We start from the raw sequence: 15,125 nt of genomic DNA on the forward strand, positions 1-15,125 counted from the left end.
GCTCAGCGCGGCCGGCGCAGAAAGCCGACCACCGCATCCACCCAGGCGGCATGCGTGTCTTCGACATGCGCCACATGGTCGGCGTGCGGCAGCGTGACCCAGCTGCGATCTTCGCTGTGCAGGCGTGCGTACAGGTGGGCGTTGTCCGGCTGGGTGGCAATGGGATCGTCGACGCCCCGCAGCAGCAGCACCGGCAGCGTTGCCACCTGCTCGGGCTGGAAGGCGAACTGTTCCATCGCGCGCCAGTCGGTGCGCACCGGGTCGGCCGATACCGCCTGCGCAGCGTAGGCCGCACGCACGCCGGAGGGCGCGGCATTGGCGGTGATGAAATCCTCGCCGGCTGCTTCGACCGTGGTGCGTGCGCGCAATGGCTGCGCGGACGGTGGTGTTGCATCGGGAGCTGCATCGACATCGTCCGGAAAGCCGTACAGCACCAGCGCAGACAGCGCCTGCGGGTGTTGCTGGCCGATCAGCAGCGCCACCCGCGCGCCGTTGGAATAACCGAGCAGCGCCGGCGGCGGCAAGTGCGCGTGCTTGCGGGCGATCCAGGCCAGCACCTCGGCGACGTCGGCCACCGCGCGCGCCGGTGTGTTCCAGCCGCTGCCATCGCGCGCACTGCCGCCATAGCCGCGCAGGTCCACCGCGTAGGCGGCATACCCGGCCTGCGCCAAGGCCGCGAGCACCGAGCGCGAATCGCGCGCTTCGCCGGGAACCTGCAGGTCGAAATTGGGCAGCGCACTCCAGGTGCGTCCATGCACCAGCAGGGTCGTGCCACGCGGTTGTGCCGGTACGCGCGACCACACCGCCAGCGTCTGGCCATCGTCGGCGCGAACCTGCGACAACTGCGTGCCCGGTCCGGGATGCGGCTGTGCCTGCAGCGCACAGGTGGCGAGCAGCAGCATCAGCAGGCAGGCGATGCGCAAGGTCATGAGTAATCCCTTTGGGAAGTGATGTCCGATAGCGGCCATCTTGCCTGCGATGCTTGGCGGGTTGCGAGTGGCACATGCCGATTCCTGGCACTTATCGTGCCCACCTGGCGGCTGCGTAATCGTTTTTTGTCCGCTCTTGCTGCTCGCGCCTCGAGCACGACACACACACGTGGTTGCGCTGCCGGCATGCACAGCGTCTTCCGTTTCGGCTTCGCTCGGTCGCTTTGTCGCTTTGTCGCTTTGTCGCTCGTCAGAGTGTCTGACGCGATGCGAGCGGCTCAGCCTTCGGCGGCCTGTTCTTCGAGAATCGGTTTGGCCAGCGCGAATGCGTGATTGGCCGCCGGCACGCCGCAATAGACCGCCGCCTGCAACAACACCTCCTTGATCTGATCGGGCGTGACGCCGTTGTTGCGCGCGGCGCGCACGTGCAGCTTGAACTCTTCGTCATGGCCCAGCGCCACCATCATCGCCAGCGTCAGCAGCGAGCGGGTATGCGCCGGCAGGCCGTCGCGGGTCCAGATGCTGCCCCAGGCGTAGCGGGTGATCAGTTCCTGAAACTCTTCGGTGAACTCGGTGCGTGCGGCCAGCGAGCGGTCGACATGCGCATCGCCGAGAACGCGCCGGCGCTCGTGCAGGCCGGCCTGATAACGCTCGTCTTCGTGCATTGGATCTCTCTTGCTTAGGGAATGGTTGGAGCGGCCGTGCAGCGCAGGCGTGGCAGGCGTGTTGGCAGCTGCTTTAGTCGGCCTGGAGAAAGCGCAGCACGATGTCGTTGAACGCGGCCGGCGATTCCAGATTGCAGATATGCCGGCCGGGCACCTGCGCGTAATGGCCGTGCGGAGCGGCAGAGGCGATCTCGCGCAGATCGTTGGGCGTGCAGACCGGGTCATCTTCGCCAGCGACTGCGAGCAATGGCAGCGCCAGCGTGTCGAGCGCGCCACGGAAATCCGCATCTGCCACGGCCTGGCAGCAGGCGATATAGCCGTCCGGCGAGGTTGCCACGAACGCGGCCACGATCATCTCCAGCCGTTGCGCGTGGCTGATGGCAAACGGCGGGGTGAACCAGCGCTGCAAGGTGGTATCGACCAGTACGGCCAGGCCTTCGCTGCGCACCTGTGCGATGCGCGCGTTCCAGCTCTCGCTGCTACCGATCTTCTGCGCAGTGGCGCAGACCACCAGCCGCCGCAGCCGTTGCGGTGCGTGCAGGCCCAGCCACTGCCCGGTGAGGCCGCCGATCGACACGCCGCAGAAGTCGCTCTGATCGATCTGCAACGCATCCCACAGGGCCAGCACGTCCTGGCCCAGGTCGGCGACGCTGTAGGGGCCGGGCGGCGTGTCAGAATCGCCATGACCGCGGCGGTCGTAGCGAAGGATGCGGTAGTGCGGCGCAAAGGCCGCGATCTGCGTGTCCCACATCTGCAGGTCGGTGCCGAGCGAGTTGCAGAAGGTCAGCCAGGGGCGGCCTTCGGTGCCGTCCAGCCGATAGTGCAGGCGGTGCGTGGGCAACTGCAGATAGGCCATCGAAGTACCTTCAGCTAAGAGGAAGAAGCGGCAAGCACGCGATCGATCCAGACCGAGGACATGCCGCGCCAGCTGTCCACATCGAACAGCGCCTGCAGTTGCACATGCGTGAGCACCGCACTGACCAGTGCATCCTCGGCGAGCACCTCGCGCAGATGCCGCTGCTGCGCCTGCGCGCGTGCCACCGCCTGCTCCACCACCGCATGCGCCTGCGCCTTGCCGAGCTGCGCTGCGAGCGCGAACACCACCGCTTCGGCATACAACACACCGCCGTGGCTATCCAGATGCGCGCGCATACGCTCGCGGTCCAGTTCCAGATCAGCCAGGCACAACTGCATCTGCGCAAGACTTCCGGCAGTGAGGCACACGATCTGCGGCAAGGTCTCCCATTCGGCATGCCATTGCCCGGCAGCGCGCTCATGCGGCTGCGCCATCGCACTGAACAAGGTCGCCACCAGGCCGGGCACACGCGTGGCGGCGGCAATCGCGGCGACACTGGAGACCGGATTGCGTTTGTGCGGCATCGCCGAGGAGCCGCCCTTGCCGGCAGCGGCAGGCTCGAACACTTCGCCGACTTCCGATTGCATCAGCAGCACCACATCGCCGCCGATCTTGCCCAAGGTGCCGGCCAACAGGCCGAAGGCGCAGCCGACCTCGACGAGGCGGTCGCGCGCGGTGTGCCACGGCAATGCGGGCAACGGCAGCGCCAGCGTCGTGGCCAGTGCCTGGGCGACATCGAGGCCGCGCTCCTGCAACGACGCCAACGTACCGGCGGCGCCACCGAACTGCAGTACCAAGGCATCGCGCTGCAAGGCCTGCAGGCGGTGGTGCGCGCGCTGCAACGCATCCAGCCAGCCGGCGACCTTGAGCCCGAAGGTGACCGGCACCGCCTGCTGCAACAAGGTGCGACCAGGCAGGCCGGTATTGCGCTCGCGTTCGGCCAGTGCGGACAGATCGGCGCACAGGTGTTGCAGACGCGGTAGCAACAGGTCGAGCGCAGTGCGCAGCTGCAGCACCGTGCCGGTGTCGATGACGTCCTGACTGGTGGCGCCCCAGTGCACCCAGCGCGCGGCTTGCGCATCGTGTTCGGCCACGCGCGCAGTCAGCGCCTTGACCAATGGAATGGCAGGGTTGCCGGCCAGTGCAGTGGCCTGCGCCAACGCGGCCAGATCGTAGTGCTGCACGTCGCAGGCATTGGCAATGGCCTGCGCGGCCTCGGCCGGAATCACGCCGCACTGCGCCTGCGCGCGGGCGAGCGCCGATTCGAACGCCAGCATCGCCTGCACACGCGCCGCGTCGTCGAACAACGCATCGCACGCGGGCTCGCCAAACAAGGATCCCAACAGGGAAGACGTCGCAGTCATGCATGGCCTCTCTTGACGTGCGGGCAGCATGGCACCGATGCGCAGGAGTGCCAACTGGCATGCGCGGCGCGCACGCGCGCGCATCGCAGCATGGGCAAACGCGCAATGACGCTGCGATCAATAATGGAAGAACACCGTTTCCGCATCGCCCTGCATGTGGATGTCCCACACGTAGTTGCCACTACCGCGCGATTGCGCCAGCAGCGTGGCGCGACGCTCGGCCGGCACCAGGGCAAGGATCGGATCGCTGCGCAGTTGCGGATCGTCGGCGAAGTACAGCCGTGTCGACACGCCGCGCAGCAGCCCGCGCATGAACACCAGCACGGTCAGATGCGCGGCCTGCAGCTTGCCGTCGGGCCCGGCGACCTGGCCTGGCTTGATGGTGCTGAAGGAAAAACATCCTTGCGCATCGGTCGGCACGCGACCCCAGCCATCGAAGCCGGGGTCGTGCGTTTCAAAGCGGGTGTCCGCGGCATGCGCATAAATGCCGGCCGCATCGGCTTGCCAGAGTTCCAGCACCGCGTCGGCCACCGGAGTGCCGGCGCCATCGAAGACACAACCGCTGATCTGCACCTGCGTGCCTGTGGCCTGCGCAGGTGCAAGCTGGTCGCGATACAGCGGCTCCAGCCCAAGCCGGTAATACGGGCCAACGGTTTGCGACGGGGTGGTGTGCAGGCTCATCGATTCACTCCCAGACCGTTTGCTTGCGACCGCGCAACACGATGTCGAAGCGGTAGGCCAGCGCGTATTCGCTCACCGCGTTTTCCCAGTCGAAACTGGACACCATGCGTTCGCGCGCCAGCGCATCGTCCACGCAGTTGTAGATCGGGTCGTGCGCCAGCAACGGGTCACCGGGGAAGTACATCTGGGTGATCAAGCGCTGTCCGATGCCATCGCCATGCAGCGAAAAATGGATATGCGCCGGCCGCCAGGCGTTGTAGTGATTGCGCCACGGATACGCACCCGGCTTGATGGTCTTGAACGCATAGCGGCCGTGGTCGTCGGTGAGCACCTGGCCGGTACCGCGGAAATTGGGATCCAGCGGCGCATCGTGCCGATCGCCCGCATGTTGATAGCGGCCGGCCGCGTTGCATTGCCACACTTCCACCACGCTGTTGCGCACCGGCTTGCCGTTTTCGTCCAGCACGCGGCCGGAGACGATGATGCGCTCGCCCAACGGCTCGCCGGCAAAGCCGGCAGTGAGATCGGCGGCATGCTCGCCCAGCGTGAGCCGATCCAGTCGCGGCCCGGTGACTTCCGACAGCGTGACCGGGATGTCGATCGGCGCGCGTGTGGGGCCGCGCAACGCGGTGGATGCATAGGGAAGATGCAGATACGCCGGCTGCGTGCCGATCCGGGTGCGGCGATAGCCAAGCAGCGGATCGATTGGCGTGTCAGAGCTGGGGTCGCGCATGCGGGATCTCCATCGGTTGCGCTGCGGCGCGGTCGAGAATGCTGGCGTCAACGCTGCAAGCGTCGAGAACGCTATGGGTGTGCGGTAACGGCAGCGGTGGTTGCAACGGGCGCACTACACGCGCTCGATCGCCAGCGCCACGCCCTGCCCCACGCCGATACACATGCTGGCCAGGCCAAGCCGTCCGTTGCTGGCTTCCAGTTGCCGCAGCAAGGTCAACGCCAGCCGCGCGCCGCTCATCCCCAATGGGTGGCCGAGTGCGATGGCGCCGCCGTTGGCGTTGACGTGCGGCGCATCGTCGGCCAGCCCGAACGCGCGCGTGCAAGCCAGTGCCTGCGCGGCGAAGGCTTCGTTGAGTTCGATCGCATCGAACTGCTCGATGGTCAGGCCCAACCGCGCCAGCAAGCGCTGCGTGGCCGGCACCGGGCCGATCCCCATGAAGGCCGGCTCCACACCCGCCGAGGCGAAGCCGAGCACGCGTGCGCGCGGGGTCAGCCCATGCGTCTGCACCGCCTGCGCGGAGGCCAGCAACAAGGCGGCAGCGCCATCGTTGAGGCCCGAGGCATTGCCGGCAGTCACCGTGCCAGGCTGGCGGAAGACCGGCTTGAGCTTGGCCAGCATCTCGGCGGTGGTATTCGGGCGCGGGGGCTCGTCGCGATCGACAGCGGTTGCTTCGCCACCTTTGCGTGGGGCCACGGTCACCGGCGTGATTTCTCCATCGAAGAACCCGGCCGCCTGTGCAGCGGCAACGCGTTGCTGACTGCGCAATGCAAAGGCATCCTGGTCTTCGCGCGCGATGGCATGGCGCTGCGCCACGTTCTCTGCGGTTTCGCCCATCAACTCCACGCCGTAGGCGCCCTGCAGACGCGGATTGACGAAACGCCAGCCCATCGTGGTGTCCTCCAGCTTTTGCGAGCGGGCGAAGGCGCCCTCGGCCTTGCCCATCACCCATGGCGCGCGCGTCATCGATTCGACCCCGCCAGCGATCGCCAGCCCCAGTTCGCCGGCGCGGATGCCGCGCGCCACCGTGCCGATCGCATCCAGCCCGGACCCGCACAGGCGATTGAGCGTGCTACCCGGCACCGAAGACGGTAATCCCGCCAGCAACAGACTCATGCGCGCGACATTGCGATTGTCTTCGCCGGCCTGGTTTGCGCAGCCCAGATACACGTCTTCGATCAGCGCAGGTTCCAGTTGCGGATGACGCGCCATCAACGCGGCGATCGGTACCGCGCCCAGGTCGTCGGCACGCACGCTGGCCAGGGCGCCGCCGTAACGGCCGATCGGCGTGCGGATGCCATCGATCAGATAGACCTCGCTCATGCCTCGGCTCCCGCAGCCTGCTTGCCATGCGCCGCATCGGTGCGTGCCTGCAGCGCGCGCAGCGCCTGCAATTCCGCAGCGCTCGGTGGCGTGGTCTGCGCCAGATCGGCGGCGAAGCGGATCGGCCAGCCGGTGGCCGCACTCACCTGTTCGCGGGTGCTGCCGGGGTGCAAGGCGGTGACGGTGAGTTCGCGGGTCACGGGGTCGGGCTCCATCACACACAGGTCGGTAACCACCACGGTCGGGCCGGCGCCAGGCAGGCCGGCACGCTGGCGCGCATCGCCACCGTCCAGATGCCCGACCGTGGTGATGAAGTCCAGCACCGGCACGAAGCTGCGTGTGGATTGGCGAATGATGATGAACACCTGCTTGGCGCTGGCCGCAATCTCCGGCGCGCCACCGGCGCCGGGCAGCCGCGTTCTCGGCGCATCGTAGGGGCCGATCACCGTGGTGTTGAGGTTGGCATGGCGATCGATCTGCGCCGCGCCCAGAAAGCCCACATCCACGCGACCGCCCTGCAACCAGTAGCGAAAGATCTCCGGCGTGGAGACCACGGTGTCGGCGGTGTCGGCCAGTTCGCCATCGCCGATCGACAGCGGCAGCACGTCCGGGCGCGCGCCGATCGGGCCGGATTCGTAGATCAGGGTGACGTCCGGCGCATGCGTCAGCCGCGCCAGGTTGGCGGCAGTGGATGGCAGGCCGATGCCGACGAAGCACACCGCGTTATCGGGCAGGCGCCGCGCGGCCGCCACGGTCATCATTTCATTGGTGCTGTAGTCGCTCATGCGGCCACCTGCAGCTGCGATTGCGCGTACACGCGCTGGAAGGCAGCGAAATCCTCGGTGTCGACAATATGCGTCTGGATCCAAGCCTGAAAGCGTGCACGGTCGCGTGCGATCGCATCCCAGGCCAGATAGAAGCGGTTGTCGCGGGCGTAGTAGCCATGCGCATACGAGGGCGCCGCGCCGCCGGGCACATGGCAGACCGCATCGACTACCCAACGCGGCAGGATGCAGGCGTTGGGCGGCGCATCCAGCGTGTCGACGATCTCTTCCACCGTCACGATCACCTTGCGCGCCGCCAATGCGGCCTCTTTCTGCACGCCCAGAATGCCCCATAGCAGCACATTGCCGCGGCGGTCGGCCTGCTGCGCATGGATCACGGTGACATCGGGATTCACTGCCGGCGTGGTGGCCAGCGTTTCGCCGGTGTAGGGACATTGCAGGAACTTGATGCTGTCGTTGACGCGCGGCAGGTCCGAGCCGACATAACCGCGCAGCACCGCAAACGGCAGGCCCGAGGCACCGGCCACGTACGCGTTGGCCATGTCGGCATGGCTGTGTTCGCGGATCTGCAGCGGCTGCGGCCAGGCATGTTCGACCGCATCGCGCAGCCGGTGCAGCGAGCCGACACCGGGATTGCCGCCCCAGGAAAACCGCAATGCCGCCGCGCACCCGGCGCCGATCAGCTGGTCATAGATCAGATCCGGCGTCATGCGCACCAGGCGCAGGTCGCGCTTGCGCTGGCGGATCACCTCATGGCCGGCGGCGTGCGGGATCAGATGGGTGAAGCCTTCCATCGCCACGCACTCGCCGTCAGCGATCAGTTGGGACACCGCTTCTGAAAGGGAGACGATTTGGGCCATTGCAAGAGTCCTGCACAGCGAGCGTGCGGTCACGGTAGGCGCAGCGGCACAGCCCGGTCAATCCGATTATCGGTGTGCATATTCGATAATCGCACAATTTCGCATGGCGACTGACGCTCCAACATTGTCTCCGGTGTATACATAACTTCGCTTGCAAGCAGACGCCAGCGCTGGCAAGCGCGTCAACTGGTTGCCAGCCGGCGTACCACTGCCGATCCGCACCCCAGGTTGTATACAAACCCCAGGAGTCACGGTCATGTCCCAGTCTAAGCAGCTGTTTCCCCTCAACGCGTGGTATGCCGTCGCCTGGGACCACGAGATCAAGCACGCGCTGGCCCCGCGCAAGGTCTGCAACCTGGATGTGATGCTGTATCGCAGCACCGCCGGGGCCGTGATCGCACTCGAAGACGCGTGCTGGCATCGCCTGGTGCCGCTGTCAATGGGCAAGCTGCGCGGCGACGATGTGGTGTGCGGTTATCACGGGCTGGTCTACAACACCCAGGGCCGCTGCGTGCACATGCCCTCGCAGGAGACCATCAACCCGTCCGCATGCGTGCGCAGTTTTCCGGTGGCCGAGAAGCATCGCTATGTGTGGATCTGGCCCGGCGACCCGGCGCAGGCCGACACCAGCCTGATTCCCGATCTGCATTGGGCGCACGACCCGGCCTGGGCCGGCGACGGCCGTACCATCTACGCCAAGTGCGACTACCGGCTGGTGCTGGACAACCTGATGGACCTGACCCACGAGACCTTCGTGCATGGCTCCAGCATCGGCCAGGACGAGATCGCCGAAGCGCCGTTCGATGTGATGCACGGCGACCGCTCGGTGGTGGTGTCGCGCTGGATGCGCAATATCGACGCGCCACCGTTCTGGGCCAGCCAGATCGCGCGCCATCTGGATTACCACGGCAAGGTCGATCGCTGGCAGATCATCCGTTTCGAAGCGCCCGGCACCATCGCCATCGATGTCGGTGTAGCCATCGCCGGCACCGGTGCGCCGGAGGGCGACCGCAGCCAGGGCGTCAACGGCTACGTGCTCAATACCATCACGCCCGAAACCGACACCACCTGCCACTACTTCTGGGCGTTCATGCGCAACTACGCGCTGCACGACCAATCGCTGACCACGCTGACCCGTGCGGGCGTCACCGGCGTGTTCGGCGAGGACGAGGCGGTGCTGGAAGCGCAGCAGCGCGCCATCGACGCGCATCCGGATCACACCTTCTACAACCTCAACGTCGATGCCGGCGGCATGTGGGCGCGCCGCGTGATCGATCGGCTGATCGCACAGGAACAGCGCGCGCAGGAATTGTCGCTGCGCATGGTGGGCTAAAGCACCGCGACGGAGGTTCGCATGTCACCGACCACCCCGTTTCGCAGCAGTGCCGCGCAGACCACGCGCGCACTGCTGTCGCTACGCGAACTGATTCTCGACGGCACCCTGCCGGCCGGCGCGCGGCTGTCCGAGCTGGCGGTGGTGCAGCGGCTGGGCATGTCGCGCACGCCGGTGCGCGCCGCGTTGCAGCGTCTCTGCGAAGAAGGCCTGGCCAGCGCACTGCCGGGCGGCGGCTACGCGGTGCAGGCCTTCAGCGAACGCGATGTGCACGATGCGATCGAACTGCGCGGCACGCTCGAAGGCCTGGCCGCGCGCATGGCCGCCGAACGCGGGGCATCCGCCGCATCGCTGGCTCAGGCTCGCCAGTTGCTGGACACGCTCGACGGCATCGTCGGCTCGCCACTGCACGCCATCGACTTCACCGCTTACGTGCAGGCCAACGCGCAGTTCCACGCGTTGCTGGTGGCCATGGCCGGCAGCGATGTGCTGGGCCGCGAACTCACCCGTGTGCTGCAGCTGCCGTTCGCCTCGCCCAACAGCCTGGTCATGGCGCAGACCACCAGCGCCGAAGCACAACTGATTCTGACGCTGGCGCAAGACCAGCATCGCGAAGTCATCGCTGCCATCGAATACCGCCAGGGCGCGCGTGCCGAAGCGCTGATGCGCGAACACGCACGGCTTGCGCATCGCAATCTGCGTCACGTACTGCAAACCCCGGCGGCGATCACCCAGGTGCGCGGTGGCGCCTTGATCGGCCGCGCCCATCCGTCCAACGCTGGCAGCAGCCAGCACCCCCTTCTGCCCGGAGTTCCCCATGCGTAAAGACACCCAGTGGCACCGCGCCCATGTCGTCAGCATTGCCGATGCCTGCGAGGGCGTGCGCGAGATCGTGCTCGATCCCGGCACTGCGGCGCGCCCGTTCGAGGTGGGCAGTCATCTGGATTTTCGCGTGCAGCTGCATGGCCGTGCCGATGTGCGTTCGTACTCGCTGGTGGGCGAACCGCGCTCCGATGGCTATTACCAGATCGCGGTACGGCAGATGCCCGACAGCCGCGGCGGCTCGCGGCATATGTGGACCCTGCAGCCCGGCGACGTGGTGGAGATCTCGCCGCCCAGCAACAACTTTGCGCTGGATGAGAGCGGCGAGGAAATCCTGTTGATCGCCGGCGGCATCGGCATCACGCCGATCATCGGCATGGCGCAGCGTCTGTCACGTCGTCACCGGTCCTTTCGCCTGCTGTACGTCGGCCGCTCGCGTGCTGCGATGGCGTATGCGGACGAGTTGGAAACCTTGCTCGGCGAGCGCCTGCAGCTGCATTGCGACGACACCGCAGGGCAGCCGGATCTTGCCGCCGAATTGGTGCGCCTGTCGCCCAATGCCGAGGTGTATGTGTGCGGGCCACTGGGCATGCTCGAAGCGGTGCGCCAGCACTGGCACGCCGCCGGACGTTCGCGCGCACGGCTGCATTTCGAAACCTTCGGCAACAGCGGGCGAGTGCCGGCGCAGGCCTTCGTGGTCAAGTTGCCCGGGCTCGGCCTGGAAGTGCCGGTGGCGGAAAACGAATCGATGCTGGATGCCCTGGCCGATGCCGGGGTGGAGCTGATCGCCGAATGCCGGCGCGGCGAATGCGGGCTGTGCGCGGTGGAAGTGCTGGACAGCGCGGCCGATATCGACCACCGCGATGTGTTCTTCAGCGACGAACAACGCCGCGAGAACCGCAAACTGTGCGCCTGCGTCTCGCGCGCGGTGGGTGGCAGCATCAGTATCGATACGGGGTATCGCGGCGAGCTGGGCTGAGAGCGCAGCAAAACTGCCGCGCCAACCATCAGCCAGGCGCGGCAGGCGCTCGCTGCGACGAGTGCCACGCACGCACTGCGGTTTCTGCGTGCGCCGTGCACGCCCGCCTGACGACTACTCGCTACCGCTTGCATGCTGCCGTGTTTGCATCCTCACGCACATGCGCGATCATCTGCGCATGGAGTCGACTCACTACAGGACGGTCCCGGCGCCGGCGCTCAACCCGCGCCAGGAGCAATTGGTGGCATTGGTGCGGCAGCAGGGCTTTGCCGAAGTGGAAGGGCTGGCAACGCGCTTCGACGTCACCCCGCAGACCATTCGCCGCGACCTCACGTTGCTGTGCGATGCCGGCGTGCTGCGCCGCTATCACGGCGGCGTCAGCATGCCCTCGAGTGTGGAAAACCTGGCCTACACCGCGCGCAAGGCGCTACAGGCGCGCGAAAAGCAGCACATCGCCGCCCAGGTCGCCCGCTTCATTCCCGACGATGCCTCGCTGTTCATCAACCTGGGCACCACCAACGAAGAAGTGGCGCGCGCCTTGCTGCAGCACCGCGGCCTGCGCGTGATCACCAACAACCTCAACGTGGCGGTGATGCTCAGCGCCAACCCCAGCTTCGAGGTCATCGTGGCCGGCGGCGTGGTACGCGGACGCGACCAGGGCGTGACTGGCGAGGCGACGGTGGAGCTGATCCGTCAGTTCAAGGTGGACTTCGGGGTGATCGGCATTTCCGGCATCGACCTGGACGGCACCCTGCTGGATTTCGACTACCAAGAGGTGCGCGTGGCCCAGGCCATCATCGAGCACTCGCGGCAGGTGCTGCTGGCTGCCGACCACAGCAAGTTGGGTCGCAACGCCATGGTGCGGCTGGGCGCGATCACCCAGGTGCACGACTGGTTCACCGACCGGCCACCGCCGCAGGAACTGGCCGCCGTGCTGGCCGAGGCCGGCACCCGGGTGCATCTGGCAAACCCTGGCGATGCCAGCTGAGCCGATTGTTCGTTTTTGTGCGTTTGCGATAAGCGCACATTCCTGGACCGTCATTTCTGATCCAGAATAGCGATCGAAATCCCGCTTCCAATAGCTGCCCCAACGGGGGCCTATCCTGAAACAGGGGTTTGACGTCCCTTCACGTCCCGACAAGGTTTGATGTTCGAATATGTTCGAACATGACAACTTGGGTTCGCTCTTGTGGCGTACCCGGACGGAGACACCGATGGGCGAGATATACGATCTTCTGGTGATAGGCGGTGGTATCAACGGGGTCGGCATCGCCCGCGATGCGGCCGGGCGCGGCTTGTCGGTGTGCCTGTGCGAGCAGGACGATCTGGCTGCGCATACCAGCAGCGCCAGCACCAAGCTCATTCACGGCGGCCTGCGCTACCTTGAGCAGTACGAGTTCGCGCTGGTCGGCAAGGCGCTGGCCGAGCGCGAGGTGCTGCTGCGGCTGGCCCCGCACATCATCTGGCCGCTGCGTTTCCTGCTGCCGCATCAACCGCATCTGCGTCCGGCATGGATGATTCGTGCCGGCCTGTTTCTGTACGACCATCTCGGAGGCAGCAAGCGCAGCCTGCCGCGCTCGCGCCGGCTGTCGCTGCGCACGCACCCGGTGGGCCAGCCATTGCAGGAGTCGCTGCGCACCGGTTTTGTGTACTCCGATGCCTGGGTGCAGGACGCGCGGCTGGTGGTGCTCAATGCGATGGACGCTGCCAAGCGTGGCGCGCAGATCCATACGCGCACGCGCTGTGTCGGTGCCTGGCGCGATGCCGGTTTCTGGTATGCCGAACTCGAAGGTCGCGACGGCCGCCGCCGCACCGTGCAGGCGCGTGCGCTGGCCAATGCGGCCGGTCCGTGGGCGGTGTCGTTCCTGGACAAGGTGGCCGCGGTGCCGCACAAGCATGCGCTGCGCCTGGTCAAGGGCAGCCACATCGTGGTGCCCAAACTGTTCGACCACGACCATGCGTACATCTTCCAGCAACCGGACCGGCGCATCGTGTTCGCCATTCCGTACGAGCACGACTTCACCTTGATCGGCACCACCGATGTCGACCACGAAGACGACCCCGCCACGCCCAAGATCGACGCGGCCGAGGTGCAGTATCTGTGCGAAGCGGTGAACCTGTATTTCCAGCAGCAGATCAGCCCCGCCGATGTGGTGTGGAGCTATAGCGGTGTGCGCCCGCTGCTCGACGATGCCGAGGACAACGCCGCCGAAGTCACCCGCGATTACCAACTGGAAGTGCTCACCGACGGGGCGCCGTTGCTCAATGTGTTCGGCGGCAAGCTGACCACGTATCGCAAACTCGCCGAAGAGGCGGTCGACCGCCTGACGCATGCGCTAGACGCACGCAAGCCGGCATGGACGGCGCGTGGCGACGCGCTGCCGGGCGGCGAACAGCGCGATATCGCCAGCCTGCTCGAACGCGTCAGCAGCGCGCGGCCGTGGCTGCCGGCACCTACCGCACAGCGGCTGGTACGCAACTACGGCACCTGTGCGGAGCAGCTGCTGGGCGAGGCGCGGGACATCGCGGCATTGGGTACGCACTTCGGTGCCGATCTGTACCAGGCCGAGGTGGACTACCTGCGTGCCCACGAGTGGGCCGTGACCGCCGACGACATCCTGTGGCGCCGCAGCAAACTCGGTCTGCGCATCGATGCGGCCGGGCGCCAGCGTCTGGAAGACTATCTGCAGACGCAATCGGTCCAGCAGGTGGACGTGGTACCGGCCTGATCGAACAACGTTGCCGGCGAGGACGGGTCGTTCGGCAACGTATCCTGGCGCATTCGCCAGCATCATCCCGAGTCACGTGGAGGGCAACCCAGATGAGCACCAACCAACACCCCTGCGCGCCAACATGCGCGCCGCACCACCCTGCCTGCGTCATTGAGACCAGCATCCGCACTGTCGCAACCATGAGGTCGCGCGCATGAGCCGCCAACTCGTAGGTGAGTTGATCTCCGAAGCGGTGGCGATGTTCATCATCATCGCGCTCGGCGATTCGGTCGCGGCGATGTACATCCTCTACGACCCCAGCCCGTATCAGAACGCCTACTGGGGCGTGTGTATCGCCTGGGGCCTGTCGGTGACGCTGGCGATCTATGTCACCGGCTCGGTGTCCGGCACGCATGCCAATCCGGCGGTGACGCTGGCGCTGGCGTTGTTCCGCGATTTCTCCTGGAAGAAAGTGCTGCCGTACTGGGGCGCGCAAGTGATCGGTGCGTTTCTGGGCGCGGCCATCGTCTACCAGATGTACGGGCCGGTGATCGATCACTACAACCAGGTGCAACAGCTCACCCGCGAAGCCGGTGGCGCAGCCGGGGTGCTCTTGACCGCACCCGGCCTTGCGGTCACGCCGATGCATGCGTTGGTGGACCAGATCATCATCACTGCGTTCCTGATCTTCGGCATCTTCGCCATCACCGAACAGTTCAACGAAGCTGCGCCGACCGCCAACTCCGGCGCGCTGATGATCGGTTTGCTGGTGGCCACGCTGGGCGCGTCGATGGGCTATCTGGAAGCCTGGGCGATGAACCCGGCGCGCGATTTCGGCCCGCGCCTGTTCGCCTACTTCGCCGGCTGGGGCGAGGCCGCGTTGCCGGCCAAGGACAATTACTGGTGGATCCCGATCGCCGGCCCGTTGATCGGCGGCCCCATCGGCGCGCTCGCCTACCAGTGGCTGATCCTGCCATTTCTGCCGGCACGCGTGCGGCATCTGCAGGGCGGCAAACCGCCGCTCGACCCGCAGTAATCGCACTGCTGCGCGACTGACAGCACAGCGCCGCTGTTGAGCAGGTCT

At 66.5% G+C, this 15,125-nt stretch carries 15 protein-coding genes; 6 read left to right on the forward strand and 9 right to left on the reverse strand.

The features are described 5' to 3' along the window. Positions 1-2 precede the first annotated feature (2 nt). The 9 genes from XcyCFBP4188_RS18095 to XcyCFBP4188_RS18135 all read right to left on the reverse strand — a co-directional run bounded on the left by XcyCFBP4188_RS18095 (position 3) and on the right by XcyCFBP4188_RS18135 (position 8,196). Entirely contained in the window at positions 3-929 is a 927-nt protein-coding gene (locus tag XcyCFBP4188_RS18095) for an alpha/beta hydrolase (RefSeq protein WP_104592566.1), read from the reverse strand. 278 nt (positions 930-1,207) lie between these two features. Further along, complete coding sequence (pcaC, locus tag XcyCFBP4188_RS18100) at positions 1,208-1,594, reverse strand: 4-carboxymuconolactone decarboxylase (protein ID WP_006449044.1); 387 nt, start codon at positions 1,592-1,594, stop codon at positions 1,208-1,210. Positions 1,595-1,667: 73 nt separating this feature from the next. Beyond that, positions 1,668-2,450, reverse strand: a complete 783-nt coding sequence (gene pcaD, locus XcyCFBP4188_RS18105) for a 3-oxoadipate enol-lactonase (RefSeq protein ID WP_104592567.1) — start codon at positions 2,448-2,450, stop codon at positions 1,668-1,670. Between the two features lie 14 nt (positions 2,451-2,464). After that, a complete protein-coding gene (locus XcyCFBP4188_RS18110; RefSeq protein WP_104592580.1) occupies positions 2,465-3,814 on the reverse strand; it encodes a 3-carboxy-cis,cis-muconate cycloisomerase in 1,350 nt (449 codons plus the stop codon). Between the two features lie 117 nt (positions 3,815-3,931). Then, entirely contained in the window at positions 3,932-4,495 is a 564-nt protein-coding gene (pcaG, locus tag XcyCFBP4188_RS18115; protein ID WP_006449041.1) for a protocatechuate 3,4-dioxygenase subunit alpha, read from the reverse strand. A 4-nt stretch (positions 4,496-4,499) separates the two neighbouring features. Then, positions 4,500-5,228 carry a protocatechuate 3,4-dioxygenase subunit beta gene (pcaH, locus tag XcyCFBP4188_RS18120; protein ID WP_006449040.1) on the reverse strand — a complete coding sequence of 243 codons (729 nt, stop codon included), beginning with the start codon at positions 5,226-5,228 and terminating at the stop codon, positions 4,500-4,502. A 114-nt stretch (positions 5,229-5,342) separates the two neighbouring features. Then, a complete protein-coding gene (pcaF, locus tag XcyCFBP4188_RS18125; RefSeq protein ID WP_074058469.1) occupies positions 5,343-6,551 on the reverse strand; it encodes a 3-oxoadipyl-CoA thiolase in 1,209 nt (402 codons plus the stop codon). Beyond that, the gene (locus tag XcyCFBP4188_RS18130; RefSeq protein WP_006449038.1) at positions 6,548-7,336 is read right to left on the reverse strand and encodes a CoA-transferase subunit beta; all 789 of its coding nucleotides are present in this window, start codon (positions 7,334-7,336) and stop codon (positions 6,548-6,550) included. Before XcyCFBP4188_RS18130 ends, pcaF begins: the two co-directional genes overlap by 4 nt. Continuing rightward, positions 7,333-8,196: a CoA transferase subunit A gene (locus XcyCFBP4188_RS18135; RefSeq protein ID WP_104592568.1), complete on the reverse strand. Its 864-nt coding sequence runs from the start codon at positions 8,194-8,196 to the stop codon at positions 7,333-7,335. The genes XcyCFBP4188_RS18130 and XcyCFBP4188_RS18135 overlap by 4 nt, the downstream gene beginning before the upstream one ends. Positions 8,197-8,452: 256 nt before the next feature. Here XcyCFBP4188_RS18135 and XcyCFBP4188_RS18140 point away from each other — a divergent pair, with 256 nt between their 5' ends. The 6 genes from XcyCFBP4188_RS18140 (at position 8,453) to XcyCFBP4188_RS18165 (ending at position 15,077) form a co-directional block, all read left to right on the forward strand. Further along, complete coding sequence (locus XcyCFBP4188_RS18140; protein WP_104592569.1) at positions 8,453-9,529, forward strand: aromatic ring-hydroxylating dioxygenase subunit alpha; 1,077 nt, start codon at positions 8,453-8,455, stop codon at positions 9,527-9,529. A gap of 21 nt (positions 9,530-9,550) precedes the next feature. Next, positions 9,551-10,354, forward strand: a complete 804-nt coding sequence (locus tag XcyCFBP4188_RS18145) for a GntR family transcriptional regulator (RefSeq protein ID WP_006449035.1) — start codon at positions 9,551-9,553, stop codon at positions 10,352-10,354. After that, positions 10,347-11,330 carry a PDR/VanB family oxidoreductase gene (locus tag XcyCFBP4188_RS18150; RefSeq protein WP_006449034.1) on the forward strand — a complete coding sequence of 328 codons (984 nt, stop codon included), beginning with the start codon at positions 10,347-10,349 and terminating at the stop codon, positions 11,328-11,330. Before XcyCFBP4188_RS18145 ends, XcyCFBP4188_RS18150 begins: the two co-directional genes overlap by 8 nt. A gap of 160 nt (positions 11,331-11,490) precedes the next feature. Beyond that, entirely contained in the window at positions 11,491-12,318 is an 828-nt protein-coding gene (locus XcyCFBP4188_RS18155; RefSeq protein ID WP_006449033.1) for a DeoR/GlpR family DNA-binding transcription regulator, read from the forward strand. Between the two features lie 226 nt (positions 12,319-12,544). After that, the gene (gene glpD, locus XcyCFBP4188_RS18160) at positions 12,545-14,059 is read left to right on the forward strand and encodes a glycerol-3-phosphate dehydrogenase (protein ID WP_104592570.1); all 1,515 of its coding nucleotides are present in this window, start codon (positions 12,545-12,547) and stop codon (positions 14,057-14,059) included. 196 nt (positions 14,060-14,255) lie between these two features. Continuing rightward, positions 14,256-15,077, forward strand: a complete 822-nt coding sequence (locus XcyCFBP4188_RS18165) for an MIP/aquaporin family protein (protein ID WP_104592571.1) — start codon at positions 14,256-14,258, stop codon at positions 15,075-15,077. The last annotated feature ends 48 nt before the right edge of the window (positions 15,078-15,125 follow it).

The organism is Xanthomonas hortorum pv. cynarae, assembly GCF_002939985.1.
GTDB classification, from domain to species: Bacteria; Pseudomonadota; Gammaproteobacteria; order Xanthomonadales; family Xanthomonadaceae; genus Xanthomonas; species Xanthomonas hortorum_D.